Genomic DNA, 23374 nt, shown 5'->3' with positions numbered 1-23374 from the left:
CCCGACGTCGTCGGTGTCGGTTCCCGGGTCACGCCGACAGTGAACGCAGACGACACCCCTAATGTGGGCTCCGTGATGGGTGGTGCGAACAGGCGGGTCTTGACGCTGGTGGTGGCGCTGGTGCCGATCGTCGCGTTCGGTCTACTGCTGTCGGCAGTAACGGTTCCCTTCGTGGGTCTCGGCCCCGGTCCGACGTTCAACACCCTGGGCGACGTCGAGGGGAAGCAGGTCGTCGACATCAAGGGCACCGAGGTGCAACCCACGTCGGGGAACCTCAACATGACGACGGTCAGCCAGAGCGACGGCTTGACGCTCGGCCAGGCTCTGCGGCTGTGGATGTCGGGAAACGAGCAGCTGGTGCCCCGCGACCTGGTCTATCCGCCAGACAAGTCGAGGGACGACATCGACAAGGAGAACGCGGGCGACTTCAAGCAGTCCGAGGACAGTGCGGAGTACGCGGCGCTGGGTTTCCTGAAGTATCCCGAGGCCGTCACCGTGCAGAACGTCACGGATCCGGGGCCGTCGGCGGGGAAGCTGCAGGAGGGCGACGCGATCGACCTGGTCAACGACCGGCAGGTGGCCAACCTCGACGAGTTCACCGGCATTCTGAAGGCCACTAAACCCGGTGACCAGCTGGTGATCGACTATCGCCGCAAGGATGGCTCGCTCGGCACGACCACGATCACGCTGGGCGACAACCCCGACCGCGACTACGGCTTCCTCGGGGTCGGGGTGCTCGACGCGCCATGGGCGCCGTTCACCATCGACTTCAACCTCGCCAACATCGGCGGACCGTCCGCGGGCCTGATGTTCAGCCTCGCGGTCGTGGACAAGCTCACGACGGGTGACATCAACGGCGGCAAGTTCGTGGCAGGCACCGGGACGATCACCGGCGACGGCAAGGTCGGCCCGATCGGCGGCATCACGCACAAGATGTACGCCGCCAAGGAGGCCGGCGCGACGGTGTTCATGGTCCCCTCGGAGAACTGCGACGAGGCGGTGTCGGCCCACGACGACGGTCTGCAGTTGATTCGGGTCGAGAACCTCACCGGCGCCGTCGAAGCATTGAAGACCTATTCCGCCGGTGGCGAACCGCCCCATTGCTGAGAAGTCCCTTGGAGGGCAGGAGCGGAGCGACCGGGGAATGTACCGGCGGGCAGGAGCGGAGCGACCGGGGAATGTACCGGAGGGCAGGAGCGGAGCGACCGGGGGATGTACTGGCGTCGGATGCGTAGAGTTATGGCACGTCGAATGGCGGCGTGAAACCGAGACTGGAGTTGACGAGTGGGGATGCGGCCCGCGGCACGAATGCCGAAGCTGACTCGACGTAGCCGGATTCTGATCGCGCTTGCCCTGGCGGTCGTGTTACTTCTGCTGATCGGACCTCGGCTGATCGACACCTATGTCGACTGGCTCTGGTTCGGCGAGCTGGGCTACCGGTCGGTGTTCACCACCACGGTTCTCACCCGTCTGGTCGTGTTCCTGGTGTCGGCCATCCTGATCGGCGGCGTGGTGTTCGCCGCGCTGGCGTTGGCCTACCGGAACCGCCCGGTGTTCGTCCCGACCGTGGGTCCCAACGACCCCGTCGCGCGCTACCGCACGTCGGTGATGGCCCGGCTGCGACTGTTCGGCATCGGCATCCCGGTGTTCATCGGCCTGCTCGCCGGCATCGTCGGGCAGACCTACTGGACCCAGGTGCAGCTGTTCCTGCACGGCGGTGAATTCGGCGTCACCGACCCGCAGTTCGGCATGGATCTGGGGTTCTACGCATTCGAGCTGCCGTTCTACCGCCTGATTCTGAGCTTCCTCTTCGTCGCGACGTTCCTGGCGCTGGTGGCAAACCTGTTGGGCCACTACCTGTTCGGTGGCATCCGGCTGTCCGGCCGGACGGGTGCGGTGAGCCGCTCGGCCCGCATCCAGCTGGTCACGCTGGTCGGCACGCTGGTGTTGCTCAAGGCGTTCGCCTACTGGCTGGACCGTTACGAGCTGCTCAGCCACACCCGCGGCGGCAAGCCGTTCACCGGCGCCGGCTACACCGACATCAACGCGGTGCTGCCCGCCAAGCTGATCCTGCTGGCGATCGCCCTGATCTGTGCGGTCGCAGTGTTCTCCGCCGTCTTCCTCCGCGATCTGCGCATCCCTGCGATCGGTGTGGTGCTGCTGCTGCTGAGCTCGATGATCGTCGGTGCGGGGTGGCCGCTGATCGTCGAGCAGTTCAGCGTCAAGCCCAACGCTGCGCAAAAGGAGAGCGAGTACATCTCCCGCAGCATCGCCGCGACCAGACAGGCCTACGGGCTCACCGACCAGTCGGTCACCTACCGCGACTACAGCGGGGATGCGGCGACCACCGCGCAGCAGGTGGCCTCGGACCGGGCGACCACGTCGAACATCCGACTGCTCGACCCCACCATCGTCGGCCCCGCGTTCACCCAGTTTCAGCAGGGCAAGAACTTCTACTCGTTCCCCGACCAACTGTCGATCGACCGCTACAACGGCGCCGACGGCAACCTGCGCGACTACGTCGTCGCAGCCAGGGAACTCAACCCGGACCGGCTGATCGAGAACCAGCGGGATTGGATCAACCGGCACAGCGTCTACACCCACGGCAACGGCTTCATCGCCTCACCGGCCAACACCGTGCGCGGTGTCGCCAACGACCCGAACCAGAACGGCGGCTATCCCGAGTTCCTGGCCAGTGTGGTGGGCGCCAACGGCAGTGTTGTGCAACCCGGACCGGCACCGCTGGACCAGCCGCGCATCTACTACGGCCCCATCATCGCCAACACGGCCGAGGACTACGCGATCGTCGGCAAGAACGGCGTAGATCGCGAGTACGACTACGAGACCAACACCGAGACCAAGAACTACACCTACGGTGGTACCGGCGGTGTGCCGGTCGGAGACTGGATGGCGCGCAGCGTGTTCGCCGCCAAGTACGCCGAGCGGAACTTCTTGTTCTCCAACGTGATCGGTGAGAACAGTCGCATCCTGTTCAACCGTGACCCGGCCCAGCGCGTCGAGGCCGTCGCGCCCTGGCTCACGACGGACACCAGCGTCTACCCCGCGATCGTCAACAAGCGGATGGTCTGGATCGTCGATGGATACACCACGCTCGACAACTATCCGTATTCAGAGCTGACGTCACTGTCCTCGGCCACCGCCGACTCGAATGAGGTGGCGTTGAACCGGCTGGCGCTCGACAAGCAGGTGTCCTACATTCGCAACTCGGTGAAGGCCACCGTCGACGCCTACGACGGCACCGTGACGCTATACGCGCAGGACGAGGCCGACCCAGTGCTCAAGGCGTGGCAGGCGGTCTTCCCTGGAACCGTCAAGCCCAAGAGCGAGATCAGCCCGGAATTGCAGGAACATCTGCGCTATCCCGAGGACCTGTTCAAGGTGCAGCGGGCGCTGCTGGCCAAGTACCACGTTGACGACCCGGTGACGTTCTTCTCCACGTCGGACTTCTGGGACGTGCCGCTCGACCCGAACCCTACGGCCAGCAGCTTCCAGCCGCCGTACTACATCGTGGCGAAGGACATTGCGTCCAACGACAATTCGGCGTCGTTCCAGTTGACCAGTGCGATGAACCGCTTCCGTCGTGACTTCCTGGCTGCGTACATCAGCGCGAGCTCCGATCCGTCGACGTACGGCAAGATCACGGTGCTGACCATTCCCGGTCAAGTCAACGGACCCAAACTCGCGTTCAACGCGATCAGTACCGACACCGCGGTCAGCCAGGACCTCGGCGTGATCGGGCGCGACAACCAGAACCGGATCCGCTGGGGCAATTTGTTGACCTTGCCGGTGGCCCAGGGCGGCTTGCTCTACGTCGCCCCGGTGTATGCCTCACCAGGTGCCAGTGATGCGGCCTCGTCTTACCCGCGCTTGATTCGCGTGGCGATGTTGTACAACGACAAGGTCGGTTACGGTCCCACGGTCAGCGATGCGTTGGACGAGTTGTTCGGTGCCGGTGCCGGCGCGACGGCGACGGGTCCAGCGCCGACGGACCTGCCCAATGGGCAGCCGGCGCCCGCGGCGAATCCGACGCCGGGCCAGCCTCAGGGCACACCGCCGCCGAGCCAGGGCCGCGCCCCGGAGGTGCCCGTTCCCGTGGGCGCGGTACCCGGTGGCACGACGCAGCTGACGGCAGCGAAGTCGGCTGCCCTGCAGGGAGTTCAGACGGCTTTGGACGCCATGCAGCAGGCGCAGGAGAGTGGCAACTTCGCCGAGTACGGTCAGGCGCTGCAGAACCTGGACGACGCCATGGCCAAGTATCGCGACGCTAAGTAGACAAGGCGATGTGATGAGGGCCGGCGCAATGTGCGCCGGCCCTCGTCGTCGTACGCCCACCACGCGTCGATCGGTGCGGCCCGCGTGCCGCACGCCGGCCTCGCGCAGCCGGGCCGAAGTGCGGTCGTAGACGCCACGATTCGGTCGTAGCGGCGCTCTGAGCACCCGATTTGGGTTCTACCAACGCCACCGGTAACCTTTTGTTTACCCGTCGCGGGGTGGAGCAGCTCGGTAGCTCGCTGGGCTCATAACCCAGAGGTCGCAGGTTCGAATCCTGTCCCCGCTACTAGGTAAAACGGCCCTCGGAGATCTCTCCGGGGGCCGTTTTCATGGGGTGTGCAGACGGTTTGTGTACCGTGCCCGGATGCGAGGCCAAGGACTTTCGTCGGTCGTTTGCGACAGGTCGGCAGATATCTGGATGCTCTAGTGGCAGCTGATTGGGCGACGATCGCGGACTACGTCAAGGAGAACGACATCCAGGAGACCGGGGTCAAGATGGGCAATCCCGATGCTCGCGCTGATGTCCAAGCTGAGCGGCGACGTCGACCCTCAGACGATCATCGACCTGGCGCCGGGTGACCGAAAAACCTGCCGGACAAAAAGCCCGGCAACGAGGGTGAGACGCATTGACGAAACTGCTCGCTCACCAGTGACAGCTCACCAAACAAGGCAGAGAGCCGCGGCTCTGTCGGGTTGTCGACGGCATGCATCCATAGAACGGCAACGGCGCTGCGCGCCATGGCTTCCCGGTCGTCGTCGTAGAAATCCTTCATCCGAGGATCGGTGAACTGCGGTCCTGCGGACGCACTCGCGCCGCGCCGGCACGAGGGCTGCGGCTAGGTTGTTCCGGTAACACACAACATCTGGGCGATCGCCTCGAGCACGGGTTCCGATCGCCCTAGCCGCCTTTGTTCTACCCGGGTGTAGTAGTCGTAGCTGATCGCTACCCGGGCGGCGACATCCTCTCGCCGCGGCCCCGCGACACGACGCGTCGTGGGGTCGGGGGCAGGCAACGGTGCCTTAGCCGGCCCGGGCCCCCACCAACCATTTACCAACCTTGTGGTGCCAGATTGGCCCGTGCGTGGGCTTGCTGACCGGAAGGTCGTGAACCGACGGATACATACAACTGGATGACCAACACGTGCCGCTCGAATCGTGGGCGGCGTCGTACATCACAGGGGAGTCGTTGGGTCGATCTTGAGGCGGGCGAGGAGGACGGGTGCGACATGACGGGGCGTCGCGCAGCGACGGACTCTGGCGTCGCGAGTGGCAGCGATGACGGCGTCAACGGGTTTGGGCGGTTACCTCGGCGGTCAGCTGAGTGGGCCGCTAGGACACGTCGGTGGCTTTGCTCGTATGTGTTCGCTGACCGCCAAGGCCGCCTTCCGATGGCCCTTGGAGTGGCGTGAGTCGATCTTGCAGGCGTGGTTCCTGCTGAGCGTCACGATCCTGCCGACGATCATGGCCGCCATACCGCTGACGGTGTTGTTGACCTTCACCTTGAACGTCCTGTTGGCCGAGTTCGGCGCCGCAGACATCTCAGGTGCGGGCGCGGCCCTTGGCGCTGTCACCCAGCTGGGCCCGCTCACTACCGTGCTGGTGGTCGCAGGCGCTGGCTCGACCGCCATCTGCGCCGACCTGGGCGCACGCACCATCAGAGAAGAAATTGCGGCCATGGAGGTCATGGGGATCGACCCAATCCACAGGCTGGTGGTGCCCAGAGTGCTCGCGGCGACTGTGGTCGCGACGTTGCTCAACAGCTTGGTCATCGTCGTCGGACTCGTCGGCGGGTTCATCTTCAGCGTCTATCTCCAAGGCGTTTCCGGCGGGGCCTACCTGTCCACGCTCACCCTGGTCACCGGCCTCCCCGAGGTACTCATCGCCACCGCCAAGGCCATGTCGTTCGGGGTGATCGCCGGACTCGTCGGCTGCTACCGGGGACTGACCGTGTCCGGCGGAGCCAAGGGCGTGGGCACCGCAGTCAACGAGACCGTCGTGTTGTGCGTGATTGCGTTGTTCGCCGTGAACGTCGTGCTGACGACCATCGGCGTGCGCTTCGGAACGGGGCACTGATGGCCAATGCCGCAGCTGTCCGGGCGCGCTATCCGCGGACAGCCGCCAACCTGAACAACTACGTTGGCGCACCGAACCGAGCAACGGAATCCTTCGGCCAATTGGTCTGGTTCACGCTGATGAGCGTCGGCCAGATCCCGCTTGCGCTGCGCCGCTACCGCGCGGAGACCACGCGGCTGATTGCCCAGATCGGCATGGGCACCGGAGCACTCGCGGTCATCGGCGGGACGGTCGCGATCGTGGCGTTCGTGACGTTGTCCGGCGCCTCGCTCGTCGCCATCCAGGGGTTCTCTTCGCTGGGCAACATCGGGGTCGACGTATTCACCGGGTTCTTCGCTGCGCTGGTCAACGTGCGCATCGCGGCCCCAGTCGTTACCGGCATCGCGCTGGCGGCCACCGTCGGCGCAGGTGCCACCGCCGAGCTGGGCGCCATGCGCATTAGCGAGGAGATCGACGCCCTCGACGTGATGGGAGTCAAATCGTTGGCTTATCTCGCGTCGACCCGAATCATCGCCGCAGTCGTGGTGATCCTGCCGCTTTACGGGCTGGCCATGATCATGGCGTTCCTGTCACCACAACTGGTCACCACGCTGCTCTACGGGCAGTCGAGTGGCACCTACAACCACTACTTCCGTACGTTCCTGCGACCCGAGGACGTGGCCTGGTCGTTCCTCGTCGCGGTCATCATCGCGATCATCGTGATGGTCACCCACTGTTACTACGGGTACACCGCCGCGGGCGGTCCCGTCGGAGTCGGTGACGCCGTCGGCCGGTCCATGCGCTTCTCGCTGATTGCCGTGGTCGTCGTGGCCATGCTTGCTTCGTTGGCGCTCTACGGCGTCGACCCCAACTTCAACCTGTCCGTATGAACGCCATGACGACAATCGCTCCGGAGAACGTCCAGCGCACACCACCGTTCAAGATGTTGGCCGCCGCTGGAGCGCTGGTGCTCGCACTCGTCGCCGTGGTCGTCTTCGTGCAGTTTCGGGGCGGTTTCACGCCGAAGGAGCCGCTGACACTCGTCGCCGAGCGTGCCGGTCTCCTGATCGGACCCGGATCGAAGGTCACCTTCAACGGGGTCGAGATCGGCAAGGTGGGCGCCATTACCGAGGTGGCACGCGGAGGTCAGCCCGCGGCGGAGTTCGCCTTGAACATCTCCCCGAAGTACTTCCCGCTGATTCCGGTCAACGTGGACGCCGCGATCAAGGCGACCACGGTGTTCGGCGGAAAGTACGTCGCGCTGACGTCGCCGGAGAAGCCGGGAGCTCCGATCACCAGCACCGACGTGATCACCGTGTCGTCCGTGTCCACCGAGCTCAACACGGTCTTCCAGACCATCACCTCGATCGCGCAAACGGTGGATCCCGTCAAGCTTAATCTCACGCTCAGCGGAGCCGCCGACGCACTGTCGGGGCTCGGCGACAAATTCGGCACCGCGCTGGTCAACGGCAACAAGGTGCTCGACAACCTCAACCCGCAGATGGACCAGGTGCGCACCGACGTGCGGCAGCTGGGGGTGTTGACCGACACCCTCGGCGATGCCTCGCCCGAGCTCTGGAGCTTCCTCGAGCACGTGACGACGACAGCGCGCACACTCAACGGTCGGCAAGAAGACTTGGACGCAACGCTTTTGGCGGCGATCGGGTTCTCCAACACGGGCACCGACGTGCTGAACCGGAGCCAGCCGCATCTGGCTCAGACGCTTCTGCAACTGGCTCCCACGAGCGGACTGCTCGACACCTACAGCCCAGAACTGTTCTGCGCCATCCGAAACGCAGCCGAGGTGGAGCCTACGGTCGCGGCGGCCGAAGGTACCGGCAACGGGTACTCCCTGCGGACGCGCACCCAGCTCGTCGGCGGCGCCAATCCGTACGTCTATCCCGACAACCTGCCGAGGATCAATGCCAGAGGCGGTCCCGGCGGCGCGCCCGGCTGCTGGCAGAAGATCACGAGGGACCTGTGGCCGGCGCCGGCACTGGTGACCGACACCGGCGCCAGCATCGCTGGCTACAACCACTTTCGAATCGGCTCCCCATGGGCGAACGAGTACGTATGGGGACGCCAAATCGGTGAAAACACGGTCAATCCATGAAACTGACCTCAAGCGCCATCAAGCTCGCTGCCGTATCGCTGGTGCTGGTGTTGTTCGCCGCGATCACCATCGTGGTGTTCGGCCAGCTCCGCTTCGACAAGACCGTCGGATACTCGGCAGAGTTCGCCTTCGTCAGCGGATTACGTGACGGCCAGTTCGTCCGAGCCTCTGGTGTGGAGGTCGGCAAGGTCACCGACATGCGGCTGGTGGACGGGGGTAAGCGCGTCCACGTCGACTTCGCCGTCGATGAATCGCTACCGCTGTTCCAATCGAGCACAGCCCAGATCCGCTATGCCAACCTCATCGGCGAGCGCTACCTCGAAATCAAGCGTGGGTCGGGCGATGGCAGCGATAGCGTCCTGCCGCCAGGAGGGCTCATTCCGCTGGACCGCACTCAACCGGCCCTCGACCTCGACGCACTCATCGGCGGTTTCCGACCGGTGTTCCAAGCGCTGGACCCCCAGAAGGTCAACACGATCGCGTCGGCGATCGTCACGGTGTTTCAGGGGCAGGGCGGCACCATCAACGACATCCTCGACCAAACCGGGCGGCTCACTTCTGAACTCGCCGACCGGGACGAAGCGATCGGCTCGGTGGTCAAGAACCTCGGCACCGTGCTCGACAGCATCGTCGCCAAGGCCGGGCAAGTGGACGCCACCGTGGTCAACTTGGAGACCTTGATCAGCGGGCTGACCAAGCAGGCCGGTCCGCTGGCCGACAGCGTGGCGAGCTTGAGCAACGCCGCCGGTGCCCTCGGCTCTCTACTGAGTGAGAACCGGCCCCTGCTGCAATCGACCGTCAGTTCGGCCGAAGGCGTCCTGCAGCCCCTCGTCGACCAAAGCCCGCAGTTAGACGACCTGCTGCACCAGCTGCCGACCGCGCTCACTCTGTTGGGCCGCAGCGCCGGCACGTACGGCGACTTCATCAACCTCTACCTCTGCGACGTCACGCTCACGTTGAACGGGTTGCAACCTGGCGGGCCGGTCCGCACGGTGCGACTTACGCAGCAGCCGACCGGAAGGTGCACACCGCAATGAGGGCGCTGGAACCGGAGAACCGGGTCCGCGTCGGGATCATGGCCCTGGTCTTGGTCCTGCTCGTCACCGGCGTAGGTCAAAGCTTCACTTCCGTGCCGATGCTCTTCGCGCAGCCCCGCTACTACGGCGAATTCGGTGACGCTGGTGCGTTGCGCGCCGGGGACAAGGTGCGCATAGCGGGCATGGAGGTGGGCTCAGTGCAGGAACTGTCGCTCGCTACCGGCCACGTAGTGGTCCGTTTCACGTTGGAAGGCAACGCCATTGGCAGCCAAAGCCGACTGTCCATCCGCACCGACACGATCCTGGGCAAGAAGGTGCTCGAGGTCGAACCGCGCGGCGACGACACGCTCCGGCCGGGCGCGACGATACCGCTGAGCCAGACGACCACCCCGTACCAAATCTACGACGCGTTCCGCGACGCCACCAAGGACGCAGCCGGCTGGGATGTCGACACCATCAAGCAATCGCTGCAAGTACTCACCGACACAGTCGACCAGACCGCCCCGCACTTGAGCGCTGCCCTCGACGGCGTGCAGCGCTTTGCCGACACCGTGAGCCGGCGCGACGACCAAATTCAGCATCTGCTGGGCGAGACCAGCAAGGTGGCCGGAGTGCTCGGCATTCACGGCGAACAGATCAACCGGCTGCTAGTGAACGCCCAGGCACTGTTGTCGGCGATCAACGCCAGGGGGCAGGCCGTCCAAGCCCTGCTCGGCAACGTCCGATCGGTGGCCGGTCAGGTCCAGGGCCTCATCACCGACAACCCGAACCTGAACGCAGTGCTCAAGCAGGTGAACACCGTCAGCGACGTGCTCGTCAAACGCAAGGACGACCTAGTCGATACGGTCGCCGAGCTCGGCAAGTTCGTGGCCTCCCTCTCCGAGATCGTCGCGTCGGGTCCCTACGTCAAGGCGGCGATATTCAATCTGCTGCCTTACCAGATCCTGCAGCCGTGGGTAGACGCGGCATTCAAGAAGCGCGGCATCAACCCGGAGAAGTTCTGGGGTGACGCCGGTTTGCCGTCGTTCCGCTACCCCGACCCGAACGGCCAGCGGTTGCCGAACGGCGCGCCGCCACCGGCCCCGATCCCGCTGGAGGGCACCCCGGAGCATCCCGGACCCGCAGTCGTCGCGGGTTCGCCTTGCTCCTATGCGCCGGCGCCGGGCGACTATCCGGCACCGGGCAACCCGCTTCCGTGCGCGAACACCGACGCCGGTCCGTTTGGGGACAATCCATTCAGCAGTGCTGTCAACCTGCCGGGTGTCGTTGGCGCACCGGCGAATCCGATTGCGCCGCCAGCTGCACCCGGCGTGCCGAGTGCCGCGTTGCCCGGGGAACTTCCACCGCCCGTCGAAGGCGTCCCAGCACCTCCGTTGGCCCCTGGCCCGCCGGGTGCCCGCACCGTGCCGGTGGCACCGGTCATGGGTCCGTCCGTCCTCCCGGATGAAACCGGAGGCAACTAGCTGATGAGCACCCACTTCGGCGTTGGCGATATACGTGGCTTCTCCAGGAAGTCGGTCGTCGTCACGGCGCTTGCGTTGGTCGCGGCGCTGGCCCTGACGATCGGCGGTTGGCTTCTGTTCCAGAAGCTGACCAACAACGTGATCGTCGCGTACTTCGCGCAGGCCAACTCGCTCTATCCAGGGGACGACGTCTCGATCATGGGCGTGCCGGTGGGTTCGGTCGACGCGGTCGAGCCGGCCGGCGACAAGATGAAGGTGACGTTCCACTTTCCAACCAAGTACAAAGTCCCCGCCAACGCATCGGCGGTCATCATGGACCCCAGCCTGGTCGCCTCGCGCAACATCCAGTTGGAGCCGCCGTACAACGGTGGGCCGGTTCTGACCAACCACACGGTGATCCCGATCGAGCGCACCCAGGTGCCGGTGGAGTGGGATGACCTGCGGGACAGCGTTGGCAAGACCGTGACGGCGCTCGGGCCGACACCCGACAACCCCAAGGGCCCGATCGGCGACGCGCTTGAGTCCCTCGCCAACGGGCTGGCCGGCAAGGGCGATGCCATCAAGAAGACGCTGAACACCCTGTCGACGTCGCTGAGCGCGCTCAACGAAAGCCGAGGCGAGACGTTCGCGGTCGTGGGCGGGCTGGCCACGTTCCTCAACGCCCTGCAGGTCAACGAACAACAGCTGATCTCGTTGAACGACAACCTGTCTCAGCTCACGAACAACCTCACGCCGAACGATCACGAAGTCGCAGATGCCGTCAACCAAGTCAACGGGCTGCTCCCCGTGCTGCGCAAGTTCCTCGACCAGAACGGCAACGTGCTCACCACCGACGTCAACAACCTGTCGACGGCGACGACTCCGCTGGTGCAACCCGACCAGCAGAAGGACCTGGAGACCTTCCTGCACGTGTTCCCGACTTTTGCGGCCAACGCCAACAACGTGTACCACCCCAGCCACGGCGCTCTGACGATCATCCCCGCCGTCACCAACTTCGCGAATCCGCTGGAGCTCATCTGCAGCTCGATCCAGGCCGGAAGCAGGTTGGGCTATCAGGATTCCGCCGAACTGTGCGCGCAATACCTGACGCCGGTCCTGGATGCGATCAAGTTCAACTATCTGCCGTTTGGGCTAATGCCGTTCAGCACCGCAGAGGCGCTACCCAAACAGACCGCCTACTCCGAGCCACGGCTAGCACCCCCGCCCGGATTCAAGGACACCACCGTGCCCGGCCTCTTCGCTCCCGACGTGTACGTCAACGGAAACGGCAACCACGCACCGGGCTGGGTAGCGGCGCCGGGCATGCAAGGCCTCGACGTGCGCCCGGCCACCGGCGACCTGTTGACACCGGGGTCACTAGCCGAACTGATGGGTGGCCCGGACGACGCGCCGCCTCCGTGGGGGCCCAACCTGCCCGGCAAGCCGAACAGTTTCGACGAGGTGAATCCCCTTCCGCCGCCGTGGTATCCACAACCCGGTCCGCCGCCGCCACCCGCGCCAGGGGTCATCCCGGGTCTGGTTGCGCCGACGCCGGCACCCACATCGAGCGATGGACCAGCGCTGCCCGCCGAAGCACCGATGGGACCGGGCCGGTGATCGCGTCGAGCGCATGGCGCGCCGCGCGCCGGGTTCGGCGCGCGGGCTGGCGGAGCATCGCGATGCTGGGCGTCGTGCTCGCGCTAAGCGGTTGCGGGGAGTGGCGCGGCATCGCAAATGTGCCGATCCCCAGGGGCCCTGGCAGTGGGCGCGGCTCCTACACCGTCTACGTGCAGATGCCCGACACGCTGGGGCTCACCCCCAATAGCAAGGTCTTCATCGCCGACGTCTATGTCGGCCAGGTGCAGGCGATCAAGATGAAGAGCTGGATCGCGACCCTGACCGTCGAATTGCAGAACGGCGTGCAGCTACCGAAGAACGCCACGGCGAAGATCGGCCAGACCAGCTTGCTGGGCACCCAGCACCTCGAACTGGCTGCGCCGGAACAGGATCCGTCGCCGCAGCTGCTGGCCAACGGTGACACCGTGGCACTGAAGAACTCGTCGGCCTTCCCCAGCACCGAGCGGACCCTTGCCAGCGTAGCGACCCTGCTGCACGGCGGCGGCGTGTCCAACCTCGACGTCATATCGAACGAGGTCTACAGCATCGTGAATGGGCGGGGCGACCAGATCCGTGCGCTTCTCGACAAGCTCGACACCTTCACCGCCAAGCTCGAAGCACAGATCGGGGACGTCACGCATGCCATCGACTCCGCCGACCGGTTCTTGAAGATCGCGGCCGAACACGACAGCACCCTCAACGGTGCACTGACCGAGTTGCCGCCGCTCGTCAAGTACCTCAACGACTCCCAGGGCCGGGTCATCGAGGCGGTCGAGTCGCTGGGTCAGTTCAGTGACGCCGCGAGGAAGACGGCCGACTCGTCGAACGCCACTCTGAACCGGAACCTGGTGTCCCTGCAACGGCCGCTGGCCCAACTCGTCCGCGCGGCGCCGTTCATCGTCCCGGCCCTGAAGGTGGCTCTCACCGCTCCGTTCGACATCGACGCCATCCCCAAGACGTTCCGGGGCGATTACATCAACACCTCGCTCAACGTCGACCTCACGCTCAGCGCCCTCGACAACGGACTACTGACGGGGACCCGTTTCACCGGAGCGCTGCGCGCGCTGGAGCAGTCTTGGGGCCGTGATCCCGCCACCATGATCCCCGACGTCCGATTCACGCCGAACCCGAACGACGTCCCGGGCGGTCCACTGGTCGAACGGGGCCCGTGAGTGGTCACCCGATTCGTCCGAACTCAGCTCATCGTCTTCTCCATCCTGACGTTGCTCACGCTCCTCGTGCTGGGCGGTTACTACCTGCGGCTGCCGGCGGCGGTAGGCATCGGGCAATACACCCTCACTGCAGATTTGCCGGTCTCCGGTGGCCTCTACCGCACGGCCAACGTGACTTACCGCGGTGCCACGATCGGCAAGGTCACCGCCGTGGAGCCGACGAAGACCGGGGTGCAGGTGACGATGAGCATCGACGACGGCTACCGGATACCGGTGGACGCGACCGCCAACGTGCACTCCGTCTCCGCGGTTGGCGAGCAGTACTTGGATCTGGTGTCCAACGGTGATCGAGGTAAGTATCTGACCCCTGGACAAGCCATCACCACGGGCACGGTGCCCGAAGATATCGGCACGGCGCTAGCGGCCATCGATCGCGGCTTGGGCGCGCTACCGAAGGACAAGATCGCCTCGGTGCTCGATCAGACGTCGCAAGCGGTGGGCGGACTGGGCCCGGCACTGAACCGACTGGTCGACTCCACGCAGTCGCTCGCGGGCGAATTCGATGCCCATACCGGCGACATCAACGACCTCATCGCGAAGTCGGCGCCGCTGCTCAATTCTCAAGCCGCGTCCGCCGGGGAGATCAAGCAGTGGATCCACAACCTCAACGTCGTCGCCACCCAGACCGCCGCTCAAGATTCGCAGCTGAACGACGTGCTGACCAATGCCGCCCCGACCTTGGACACCGCCAACGGCGTACTGGGTGGAGTTCGCGAGTCGCTGCCTCAGACGTTGGCGAACCTGGAAGTCGTCACCGGCCTGCTGCTGCGCTACCGCCAGGGCATCGAGCAGGTGTTGGTGTTGTTGCCGCAGGTCAGTTCCGTCGCTCAGACGACGACACTGGCGTTCCCCGGTGAAGCCCGCATCGACCTTGGGCTGGCGATCAACCAGCCCCCGCCTTGCCTGACGGGCTTCGTCCCCGCATCGCAGTGGCGTTCTCCGGCCGACACCAGCGCCGCGCCGTTACCGTCCAACACCTACTGCAAGATTCCACAAGACCAGACGGCGAACTCCGTACGCGGCGCACGCAACATCCCCTGCGTCGACGTCCCGGGCAGGCGCGCAGCGACGCCGCAGGACTGCCGGAGCGGTCAACCGTACGAGCCGCAGGGAACCAACCCGTGGTACGGCGACCCGAATCAGACCCTGACCTGCCCGGCCCCGGGGGCGCGCTGCGATCAGCCGGTGAAACCGGGTTACGTAGTCCCCGCCCCGTCGATCGACACGGGACTGAACCCCTTGCCCGCGGGCAGCTTGCCAGGAACGCCACCCCCGGTCAGCGACCCGGTGTCCGCGCCGGGGGCGGGCAGCGTCCAGTGCAACGGACAGCAGCCCAACTCGTGCAGCTACAGCCCGGACGTACCGCCGGGAGCCGTGCTGCAGACCCAGTCCGGCGAGATCACCGGCCCCGACGGGGTGAGGTATTCCGTCGACAACTCGATCGAGTCAGGAGACGACGGATGGAAACGGATGCTGGCACCGGTGGGATAGAGACCCTGTGAAGCCAGGTGCGGCCACGGCTGAAACGGTTGCCGGCACTGCCGGGCCACGCATGACCCGACGGTGGCCGATCGCGATTGCGGCGGTGCTCCTCGTGTTGGCCGGCGGTGCCGTGGCAGGCGGCCGTCTCGCCACGCAGGCCCACCGGCAGAGCCAGGCCACTGCCGCCGCGAACGATGCGGCGCTCGCAGCGGCCAAGGACTGCGTGGCCGCTACGCAGCCGGCCAGTGTCGCAGCGATTCCCGGCGCGCAACGAAAGCTCGGCGACTGCTCGACCGGAACGTTCGGCGACCAATCGACTTGGTACGGCGAGGTTCTGGCGCAGGCTTACGAGGCCGTCGACGTCCGAGTACGGGTTCCGGAGCTGTACGCGGCGGTCGAACGCGACAACGAGGACGGGTCGATCGACGCGTTGGTCGTCTTCCGCGCCACGGTCTCGCAGACCGGGATGGCAGACCGGGTGAACAGCTACCGGGTGCGGGTGAGGATGGTGCCCGTCAACGGCCAGTTCAAGGTCGCCGAGCTCGATCAGGTGGCCACATGACGTTGACCGAAGTGGCCCCGCGCGTCAAGACTGCGAATGATCGCCCACCCCCGTCAGAGCCGGCGTCCTGGCCCGCCAGGGCGGGAGCGCTAAGCCTCGACGTCCTGCCCGGCGCCGCGGTGCTGGCAACGGCGGCGATGGTCGCGTTGTCGGTACCGCTGCACGGCGGGTGGTGGTGGATGTCAGTCTTCATCGCTGTCGCCGCCGTCTCCTGGACGGTAGTCAACAGGGTGCTCCTGCCCGGCGTGAGCGGACAAAGCTTGGGAAGGCGGGCATTTGGCATCGAACTCGTGTATCGGGCTGGATCGCCCGTTGGACCATGGACGCTGCTGCTACGAGACATGACGCACCTGCTGGACACCGTTCCGGCATTGGCGGGATGGCTCTGGCCGTTGAAGGATTCCCGCCGACGTACGTTCGCAGACGCATTGTGGGGCACCGAGGCGCACGTGGTGGAAGCACCAATGGCCGACGGGTCGCGCCGAAACACTGCTTGCGTCCTGCTGGTCGCCGCCGCGCTGTGCGCGGTGGATGCCACGGTCAGCGTTGCCGTTGTGCGTCAACGAGATTCATCGAGCTCCGATGCCACCGCCGAGATCGCAGCGCAGGGGCCGCACATGGTCGAACAAATCCTGAGCTATCACCCCGAAACCGTGCAGGGCGACTTCGACCGCGCGCGAACGTTGGCCTCCGACGCCTACCGCGGACAGTTGATCGCCCAGCAGCAGGCGGTCGTGAAGGCAGGTCTGGTACGCAACGACTATTGGGTGACGGACAGCTCGGTGCTCAGCGCGACACGAGGTCGTGCCACCATGTTGCTGTTCTTGCAGGGCCGGCGCGGGGCGGCGCCGGACCGGCGGTACCTCACCGCTTCGGTGCGAGTGAACTTCGTCGAATCCGATTCGACGCCATGGCGCGTCGACGAGCTGACCGTCGTGACCAGTCCGCCAACGGTGAAGGCCAACCCGTGAGTCCGCGACGCAGGATCGAGGGGGATGCGGGGCTGCTTCTCTGCGCCACGCCGGCTCGCCCGGCGCGACGCTGGCGATTGCCGACTGCGGTGACGTTCGCCGCGGCGGTGGCAGTGATTGCCATCGTGCTGTGCGGGCTGGTGCTGTCTTCACATGAAACGCGAAGACGCGCAGGGCTATACGATGCCGCTGCGCTCGGCTATGTCCGTACGTTCATGACGGACTTCACGTCGCCTGACCCATTCCACGCGAACGACTACGCCGATCGGATACTCGCACGAGCCACGGGCGCCTTCGCCGAGCAGTACCGCCAGAACGAAGACGAGATCGTCGTCGGCATAGCGAGATCGGAACCCACGACGGGCACCGTGCTCGAAGCGGGTGTCTCCAGACGCAACGACGACGGCAGCGTCGACGTGCTGGTCATCACGAAGTTCACGTCTACGTCGCCGGACGGAATGTTGCGGGCCGAAAGGACGAACCGATGGGTGGTCACGACCAAGCAGGAGGAGGACCGATGGATGATCAGCAGCTTGACACCGATGATCTGACAGATGCTCGCAACCGTCGGCGACCGCACGGCCAAACGCCCCGCGGCAAACGCGGACGGCGACTTCCGGCGCTCGACGTGGATGCCACGACACCGCCGGTGGCCGCGGACGGTCCCGTCACGGAAGTAGGCGGCAAAGACGACGACGGCGACGCGGCTGCTGGCAGCGGGCAATTCAGCCGCTGGCGCACCGTCGTGGTCGGCATTGCCGCTCTGGTGTTCGTCGGCTCGATGACATACGCAGGTGCGGCCGTGCACACCTATCTGGCCGATCGCGCTGCCGCATCAGCCCGAACCGACGTCGCGCGCACCGCGGTGGATGCAGTCACCACCTTGTGGACATACACCCCCGCCACGATCGACACGTTGGCCGATCGCGCGAGTCAGTACCTCAGCGGTGACTTCAGTGCCCAGTACCGCAAGTTCCTCGACGCGGCCGCCGCTCCCAACGAACAAGCTCAGGTGACCGACAGCACCGAGGTCGTTGGCGTGGGAGTGGAATCGCTCGATGGCACGGACGCCGTGGCGATCGTCTTCACCAACACCACCGCCACCAGCCCACTGACCAAGAACATTCCCTCGCTCAAATACGTTGGATACCGCCTCACGATGACACGCGAGGGCGCGCGCTGGCTGGTCACCAAGATGTCCACGGTCAGCTTCATGGACCTGACACCGCAGCTCTAACTGCTCGAAGACGGAGGAGTACATGGCCCGCAAGTCGGTTCCGCTCGCCTGGGCGGGCGTCACGCTGGTGGGGATTATCGTGATCGTCCTCGTGGTGTCCTGGCAGCTGTTCCCGCGACTCGGCGCCGCACAGTCGATGGTCGACGACCTGAGCCCGGCGTTCACGGTCGACCGGGTCAAGGGAGACCGCGGTGGCATCGAAATCGTCTCCGCCGCAACGAATGCCGTCGACGCGATGATGTCTGCCGATGGAGCCAAGGCCGAGTTGCCCAAGATGATCGATCTCGTCGCCGCCACGACCGGGCGATCGCGCGAGGATGCACAGGCATTGATGCGCAACGACTTTCCGGCGATCAACGGGTTCCTGGCCTCGCTCACCCTGCCCGAGGTCAGCGCCGAAATGCCGAAGCTCGTCCACTACCTGGGAACGGTGTTGATGATGACGCCGGAGCAGGTGGAACAGATGCTGAGGACCGACTATCCGAAGCTCGACCAGGTCATCATCAATCTACCCAAGCTCACCGACGGGTGGGCCGCCATTCCCGGCACCGAGCGGTTGACCCGTTTCGACGGCACCCCCGTCCGGACGATGCCCGAACTGAGAACGTATCTGGGCGAGGAATTGATCTCACCCGTCGAGCGGCAGCAGGAGAACTTCCGGCCGTTGGGCGTACGCGGCGGCGTCGGCTTCCTCGCCCCACTGCTTCTGGTGTTGGGAATCGTGGTGGTCCTCTTCGGCACGGCCATGGTCGTAGCGACCTGGCGGGGAGCGCCGCGCAATCCGCTTCGGTTCGCCTGGGCGGTGGTGCCCGTCGTCGGTGTCGGCGTGGTGGCGCTGGTGCTCGGGCTGAACCTGTTCCCACGCCTGATCGGTGGCCAGACACTGCTCGACGACACCCGACCGGCCTTTGCGCTGGACCGAATCCAGGGCGATAGGGCTGGGATCGAGTTCATCGACGTCTTCGTCCAGGCCCTCGGGCCGGCCATCCTGCCCGACGGCGGTGCCGCCGAGGAGTACCCCAAACTGCTCGACCGTGTTGCCGCGAAGGTGGGCGTGCCTTTACAGGACGTGAAAGACCTTGTCCACCTATACTTCCCGCACAGTGCGGGCCTGCTGGACGGGGTGCCGTTCTCGGCGTCGACCGCGGATGCGACGAAACTGGTGGAGTTCCTGGCCGGCCGGTCCAATGTGTCCACCGTGCAGATGTGGAATACGCTGCGGGTCGACTTTCCGCAGATGTATCAGTTGTTCACGAATCTCAGGCTGGTGACCGACGGCTGGGCGCAGGTGCCGGGCACCGAGGGGTTCACTCGCTTCGACGGCACACCCAGCCGGTCCGCTCCCGTGATCCGGGACAACTTCCGCGATGACGTGATCCCGGCCCTCGAGCGCCAGCAGAGCAACTACGTGATCACCGATACCAACTGGCCCCCGCTCACCGTGTTCGCCCCGTTGCTCACCGCCGTCGGCGTTCTGGTCATCGTCTACGGCATGTGGCTGGGCGTGCTCACCAGACGTCAGGCGCGACGACAGCGCGATGAGGAAACGCCGCCTACACCGGCTCCCATTCCGGAGCCGGTCCATGGCAACTAGCCAACCAACCGCGAGAGAAGGAATTGTCATGACTCACAACGATCTACTGCAAGCCACCCAGGCTGCGGGCGGTCCTATCGAGCAAGCCGTCGCGATGTTCATGTTGCATCCCGAGACGTTCGCGGAGAGCATTGCGGCCGGTTACGAGAACCCGTTCGCGGGGTATGTCGCCGGCCGCGGTGGTGTGCTCGGCGAGGCCACCGGAGTCGCGGTGAGCTCGGTGTTCGTGGTGTTCGAACCCACCTTCCTGCAGAGCTTGTGGGAGGAAGGCATCGCAGTACGCGGGGCCGCCGGGGCGGCCGACCTCTACTGGGAGCAGACGGCGGGCTTCGGCCGCAGGCATCTGGTCGGCGCGGCGGGGCTGGACCGCCTCGCCGAGCTGGGGGAGAAGGTCATCGCGGCGACACCGGGCGCAGGGCTGCCGTTGTACGCCGGCTGGCGGACGATGCCGCTGGCCGATGACGCTCCGGCGCGGGCGATGCAGGTGATGTTCATCCTGCGGGAGTTGCGGGCGGGCATGCACTTCAACCTGCTCACCAATTCCGGCATCTCCTTCATCGAGGCGCACATGCTCAACAAGGGGCAGGAGTACGCGTCGATGTTCGGCTGGCCCGAGCCGTTCGCCGACGGGGACGACAAGGCTGTCCGCTACGCCGAGGTCGAGGAGCAGACCAACCTGCGGATGGCGGAGATACTCGGTGCTGCCCTCGAGGAGAGCGAGCCCGCCGAACTTGCTCGCTTGAGTGCGGACGCGGTGCAGTCGCTGAAGAACGGCGCCCCCGCCTGATCGCCGATGTGCGGAAATTGGACAGTTAGGACCGTGGGTCTGGCGGACGATGTCCCTAGCGTCCAGGGTAGGTCCTGGTAGCCGCATGCGGCTGGCCACACGAAGGCAAGGCAAAGGAGAAGGCATGAAGACAAGAGCGGCAGTGTTGTTCGAGGCCGGTAAGCCGTTCGAAATCGTCGAACTCGACCTCGACGGTCCGAAGGCGGGTGAAGTGCTGATCAAGTACGTCGCCGCCGGTTTGTGTCATTCCGACTTGCATTTGACCGACGGGGATCTGACACCCCGCTTTCCGATCGTCGGCGGCCACGAAGGGGCCGGCATCATCGAAGAAGTCGGTCCCGGTGTCACCAAGGTCAAGCCTGGTGACCATGTGGTGTGCAGCTTCATCCCGAACTGCGGGACCTGTCGCTACTGCGCGACGGGGCGCTCCAACCTGTGTGATCTGGGAGCCTCGATCCTCGAGGGAAACATGCCCGACGGGACCTTCCGCTTTCACATGGGCGATGACGATTTCGGCGCGATGTGCATGCTGGGCACGTTCGCGGAGCGCGCGACGATCTCACAGCACTCGGTAGTCAAGGTCGACGACTGGCTGCCTCTGGAGACCGCTGTTCTGGTCGGCTGCGGTGTACCGACGGGGTGGGGAAGTGCCAACTACGCGGGTGCGGTCCGGGCCGGTGATACCACCGTGGTGTACGGCATCGGCGGGATCGGCATCAATGCCGTCCAGGGCGCGAAGCATGCGGGGGCGAAGTACGTCGTCGCCGTGGACCCGATCGAGTTCAAACGCGAAGCCGCGCTCAAGTTCGGGGCGACCCACGCCTTCGCCACCGCGGCGGAAGCTGCCGATACGGTCTCCGAGCTGACCTGGGGCCAAATGGCGGACCAGGCGATCATCACGGTCGGAACCGTTGAAGAAGACGTGGTGACCGAGGCCGTGAACATCATCGGCAAGGGTGGCACCGTGGTCATCACCGCGCTGGCGGACCCGGCGAAGCTGACCGTGCATGTCTCGGGTGGCCTGCTGACGCTGTTCGAGAAGACGATCAAGGGCACCTTGTTCGGTTCTGCCAATCCGCAATACGACATCGTCAGACTACTGCGGCTCTATGACGCCGGCCAGCTGAAGCTGGACGAGCTCGTCACGACGAGGTACACCCTCGAGCAGGTCAACGAGGGCTACCAGGATCTGCGAGACGGCAAGAACATCCGGGGTGTCATCACCCACGCCAGCTGAGCTTTAGTGAGGCGGGAAGGAAAGGGCGCCAGCCCTTTTCGTCACCGTCACCCCAGCGCAACGGTCCTACGCCCCGACTCGGGATCAGAAGAACCCCTGGGCGTTGGTTGAGTAGCTGACCAGCATGCTCTTGGTGTTCTGGTAATGGTCGAGCATCATCTGGTGGCTCTCGCGGCCGATTCCGGACTGCTTGTACCCTCCGAAGGCCGCGTGCGCCGGATACTCGTGATAGCAGTTGGTCCAGACTCGGCCGGCCTTGATGCCTCGGCCCAGTCGGTAAGCGGTGTTGCCGTCGCGGCTCCACACTCCGGCGCCAAGCCCATAGATGGTGTCGTTGGCCAACTTCAGTGCTTCGTCCGTCGAGTCGAACGTCGTCGCACACACCACCGGGCCGAAGATCTCCTCCTGGAAGATGCGCATGTCGTTGGTGCCCTTGAAGATCGTGGGCTCGATGTAGTACCCGTCCGGGTACTCGGCCACGGTTCGCACTGCCCCGCCCGTGAGCACTTCGGCGCCTTCCTGGCGGCCAATGTCTATGTAGGACAAAATCTTTTCGTACTGTTCACGACTGGCCTGCGCGCCAATCATGGTGGCGGGATCGAGGGGGTCACCGCTCTTGATGGCCTTGGTACGGGTGATGCACCGTTCGATGAACTCGTCGTAGATCGATGCATGGATCAAGGCCCGCGACGGGCAGGTGCACACTTCGCCCTGATTGAGCGCGAACATCACGAAGCCTTCGACGGCTTTGTCCAGGAACGCGTCATCGGCGGCGGCGACATCGGCAAGGAAGATGTTCGGGCTCTTGCCGCCCAATTCCAGAGTCACCGGGACGATGTTCTGGCTGGCGTACTGCATGATGAGCCGACCGGTGCTCGTCTCGCCCGTGAACGCGACCTTGGAAACCCGGGGGCTGCTCGCCAGCGGCTTGCCAGCCTCGAGGCCGAATCCGTTGACCACATTGAGAACCCCGGGTGGAAGCAGGTCGGCGATCAGTTCGATCAACTTCAGCACCGAAACCGGTGTCTGCTCAGCGGGTTTGAGGACCACGCAGTTGCCCGCCGCCAGAGCGGGAGCAATCTTCCAGCACGCCATCAGGATCGGGAAGTTCCACGGGACGATTTGCCCGACGATGCCGAGTGGCTCGGCGAAGTGATACGCGACGGTGTCGCTGTTGATCTGGGACAGTCGCCCTTCCTGGGCCCTGATGGCTGCGGCGAAGTACCGGAAATGGTCCGTAGCCAAGGGAATGTCGGCGGCGAGACTCTCGCGCACCGGTTTGCCCTTGTCCCAGGTCTCTGCAACCGCGAGTTGCTCCAGATTGGCCTCCATGCGGTCGGCGATCTTGTTCAGGATCGCGGCGCGTTCCGCTGGCGACGTCGCGCTCCACTTGTCCATGGCGGCATCGGCGGCGTCGAGAGCCAGTTCGATGTCGGCGCCCGACGAGCGCGCCACCTCTGTGAAGACCTTCCCGTCGATCGGAGAGGAGTTGTCGAAGTACCGGCCCTCGACCGGTGCCACCCATTCGCCACCGATGAAGTTGTCGTATCTGGGGGCGAATTCGACGATGCTGCCTTCTGTTCCAGGCCGTACATAGGTCATGGGATCTCCTCAGCAGTGCTTCGGGTCGGTGGCGTTTGCGTCGATCGACAACGCCGCCAAACATGTCTGGCCCACCATCCCCGCCCGAGGTTGGCGGCAGGTTGGCGGCCGTTCTT

The 23374-nt window shown here is 65.2% G+C and carries 20 protein-coding genes and 1 tRNA gene; 18 read left to right on the top strand and 3 right to left on the bottom strand.

Translation table 11 applies throughout. The annotated features are described in order from the left end of the window. The first annotated feature begins 75 nt into the window (after positions 1-75). From QUE68_RS21630 to QUE68_RS21620, 3 genes are all read left to right on the top strand, one after another. Positions 76-1107 carry a YlbL family protein gene (locus QUE68_RS21630; protein ID WP_286275900.1) on the top strand — a complete coding sequence of 344 codons (1032 nt, stop codon included), beginning with the start codon at positions 76-78 and terminating at the stop codon, positions 1105-1107. 177 nt (positions 1108-1284) lie between these two features. Beyond that, positions 1285-4293: a UPF0182 family protein gene (locus tag QUE68_RS21625; RefSeq protein WP_286274417.1), complete on the top strand. Its 3009-nt coding sequence runs from the start codon at positions 1285-1287 to the stop codon at positions 4291-4293. 212 nt (positions 4294-4505) lie between these two features. Beyond that, positions 4506-4579 (top strand) — tRNA-Met (locus tag QUE68_RS21620). A gap of 271 nt (positions 4580-4850) precedes the next feature. On the opposite strand, the gene QUE68_RS21615 is transcribed toward QUE68_RS21620, so the two are convergent. Both QUE68_RS21615 and QUE68_RS29560 read right to left on the bottom strand, forming a co-directional pair. Then, entirely contained in the window at positions 4851-5066 is a 216-nt protein-coding gene (locus QUE68_RS21615; protein WP_286274416.1) for an MmyB family transcriptional regulator, read from the bottom strand. 63 nt (positions 5067-5129) lie between these two features. Then, a complete protein-coding gene (locus QUE68_RS29560; RefSeq protein ID WP_353507013.1) occupies positions 5130-5306 on the bottom strand; it encodes a helix-turn-helix domain-containing protein in 177 nt (58 codons plus the stop codon). Between the two features lie 262 nt (positions 5307-5568). Here QUE68_RS29560 and QUE68_RS21610 point away from each other — a divergent pair, with 262 nt between their 5' ends. The 15 genes from QUE68_RS21610 (at position 5569) to QUE68_RS21540 (ending at position 21656) form a co-directional block, all read left to right on the top strand. Beyond that, positions 5569-6366, top strand: coding sequence for an MlaE family ABC transporter permease (locus QUE68_RS21610; RefSeq protein ID WP_284228323.1), 798 nt, complete (start codon positions 5569-5571; stop codon positions 6364-6366). Further along, positions 6366-7235, top strand: coding sequence for an ABC transporter permease (locus QUE68_RS21605; RefSeq protein ID WP_284228322.1), 870 nt, complete (start codon positions 6366-6368; stop codon positions 7233-7235). The genes QUE68_RS21610 and QUE68_RS21605 overlap by 1 nt, the downstream gene beginning before the upstream one ends. A gap of 5 nt (positions 7236-7240) precedes the next feature. After that, positions 7241-8458 carry an MCE family protein gene (locus tag QUE68_RS21600; RefSeq protein WP_454786290.1) on the top strand — a complete coding sequence of 406 codons (1218 nt, stop codon included), beginning with the start codon at positions 7241-7243 and terminating at the stop codon, positions 8456-8458. Continuing rightward, complete coding sequence (locus tag QUE68_RS21595) at positions 8455-9495, top strand: MCE family protein (RefSeq protein ID WP_284228321.1); 1041 nt, start codon at positions 8455-8457, stop codon at positions 9493-9495. Before QUE68_RS21600 ends, QUE68_RS21595 begins: the two co-directional genes overlap by 4 nt. Then, entirely contained in the window at positions 9492-10958 is a 1467-nt protein-coding gene (locus QUE68_RS21590) for an MCE family protein (RefSeq protein WP_284228320.1), read from the top strand. Before QUE68_RS21595 ends, QUE68_RS21590 begins: the two co-directional genes overlap by 4 nt. Positions 10959-10961: 3 nt before the next feature. Beyond that, positions 10962-12554, top strand: coding sequence for a virulence factor Mce family protein (locus QUE68_RS21585; protein WP_284228319.1), 1593 nt, complete (start codon positions 10962-10964; stop codon positions 12552-12554). Between the two features lie 62 nt (positions 12555-12616). Next, entirely contained in the window at positions 12617-13726 is a 1110-nt protein-coding gene (locus QUE68_RS21580; protein WP_286275898.1) for an MCE family protein, read from the top strand. Further along, complete coding sequence (locus QUE68_RS21575) at positions 13727-15277, top strand: MCE family protein (protein ID WP_284228318.1); 1551 nt, start codon at positions 13727-13729, stop codon at positions 15275-15277. A gap of 61 nt (positions 15278-15338) precedes the next feature. Beyond that, positions 15339-15830 carry an Mce protein gene (locus tag QUE68_RS21570; protein ID WP_284228317.1) on the top strand — a complete coding sequence of 164 codons (492 nt, stop codon included), beginning with the start codon at positions 15339-15341 and terminating at the stop codon, positions 15828-15830. A gap of 2 nt (positions 15831-15832) precedes the next feature. Further along, the gene (locus QUE68_RS21565) at positions 15833-16801 is read left to right on the top strand and encodes an RDD family protein (protein WP_455013510.1); all 969 of its coding nucleotides are present in this window, start codon (positions 15833-15835) and stop codon (positions 16799-16801) included. Next, positions 16798-17352: a mammalian cell entry protein gene (locus QUE68_RS29675; protein WP_454786289.1), complete on the top strand. Its 555-nt coding sequence runs from the start codon at positions 16798-16800 to the stop codon at positions 17350-17352. Before QUE68_RS21565 ends, QUE68_RS29675 begins: the two co-directional genes overlap by 4 nt. Next, on the top strand, positions 17319-18038 hold the full coding sequence (locus QUE68_RS21555) for a mammalian cell entry protein (RefSeq protein ID WP_286274414.1): 720 nt from the start codon (positions 17319-17321) through the stop codon (positions 18036-18038). The genes QUE68_RS29675 and QUE68_RS21555 overlap by 34 nt, the downstream gene beginning before the upstream one ends. Positions 18039-18060: 22 nt before the next feature. Then, positions 18061-19632, top strand: a complete 1572-nt coding sequence (locus tag QUE68_RS21550) for a hypothetical protein (RefSeq protein ID WP_286274413.1) — start codon at positions 18061-18063, stop codon at positions 19630-19632. Positions 19633-19660: 28 nt separating this feature from the next. Next, positions 19661-20419: an SCO6745 family protein gene (locus QUE68_RS21545; RefSeq protein WP_286274412.1), complete on the top strand. Its 759-nt coding sequence runs from the start codon at positions 19661-19663 to the stop codon at positions 20417-20419. A gap of 124 nt (positions 20420-20543) precedes the next feature. After that, entirely contained in the window at positions 20544-21656 is a 1113-nt protein-coding gene (locus tag QUE68_RS21540) for an NDMA-dependent alcohol dehydrogenase (protein WP_284228311.1), read from the top strand. Positions 21657-21740: 84 nt separating this feature from the next. Here QUE68_RS21540 and adh read toward each other — a convergent pair whose 3' ends face one another. Then, a complete protein-coding gene (adh, locus tag QUE68_RS21535; protein ID WP_286274411.1) occupies positions 21741-23258 on the bottom strand; it encodes an aldehyde dehydrogenase in 1518 nt (505 codons plus the stop codon). Positions 23259-23374 lie beyond the last annotated feature (116 nt).

Source organism: Mycolicibacterium sp. TUM20985, from assembly GCF_030295745.1.
Lineage (GTDB): Bacteria > Actinomycetota > Actinomycetes > Mycobacteriales > Mycobacteriaceae > Mycobacterium.
This window is presented reverse-complemented; position numbering and strand designations above follow the sequence as displayed.

What these genes read in the sequence shown, in the direction of transcription:
- QUE68_RS21600 (WP_454786290.1), top strand. Translation starts at nt 7,241, where the DNA reads ATGACGACAATCGCTCCGGAGAACGTCCAGCGCACACCACCGTTCAAG.
- QUE68_RS21605 (WP_284228322.1), top strand. Translation starts at nt 6,366, where the DNA reads ATGGCCAATGCCGCAGCTGTCCGGGCGCGCTATCCGCGGACAGCCGCC.
- QUE68_RS21630 (WP_286275900.1), top strand. Translation starts at nt 76, where the DNA reads ATGGGTGGTGCGAACAGGCGGGTCTTGACGCTGGTGGTGGCGCTGGTG.
- QUE68_RS21580 (WP_286275898.1), top strand. Translation starts at nt 12,617, where the DNA reads ATGCTGGGCGTCGTGCTCGCGCTAAGCGGTTGCGGGGAGTGGCGCGGC.
- QUE68_RS21615 (WP_286274416.1), bottom strand. Translation starts at nt 5,066, where the DNA reads ATGAAGGATTTCTACGACGACGACCGGGAAGCCATGGCGCGCAGCGCC.
- adh (WP_286274411.1), bottom strand. Translation starts at nt 23,258, where the DNA reads ATGACCTATGTACGGCCTGGAACAGAAGGCAGCATCGTCGAATTCGCC.
- QUE68_RS21540 (WP_284228311.1), top strand. Translation starts at nt 20,544, where the DNA reads ATGAAGACAAGAGCGGCAGTGTTGTTCGAGGCCGGTAAGCCGTTCGAA.
- QUE68_RS21585 (WP_284228319.1), top strand. Translation starts at nt 10,962, where the DNA reads ATGAGCACCCACTTCGGCGTTGGCGATATACGTGGCTTCTCCAGGAAG.
- QUE68_RS21610 (WP_284228323.1), top strand. Translation starts at nt 5,569, where the DNA reads ATGACGGCGTCAACGGGTTTGGGCGGTTACCTCGGCGGTCAGCTGAGT.
- QUE68_RS21550 (WP_286274413.1), top strand. Translation starts at nt 18,061, where the DNA reads ATGGCCCGCAAGTCGGTTCCGCTCGCCTGGGCGGGCGTCACGCTGGTG.
- QUE68_RS21570 (WP_284228317.1), top strand. Translation starts at nt 15,339, where the DNA reads ATGACCCGACGGTGGCCGATCGCGATTGCGGCGGTGCTCCTCGTGTTG.
- QUE68_RS21595 (WP_284228321.1), top strand. Translation starts at nt 8,455, where the DNA reads ATGAAACTGACCTCAAGCGCCATCAAGCTCGCTGCCGTATCGCTGGTG.
- QUE68_RS21545 (WP_286274412.1), top strand. Translation starts at nt 19,661, where the DNA reads ATGACTCACAACGATCTACTGCAAGCCACCCAGGCTGCGGGCGGTCCT.
- QUE68_RS21555 (WP_286274414.1), top strand. Translation starts at nt 17,319, where the DNA reads ATGGATGATCAGCAGCTTGACACCGATGATCTGACAGATGCTCGCAAC.
- QUE68_RS21590 (WP_284228320.1), top strand. Translation starts at nt 9,492, where the DNA reads ATGAGGGCGCTGGAACCGGAGAACCGGGTCCGCGTCGGGATCATGGCC.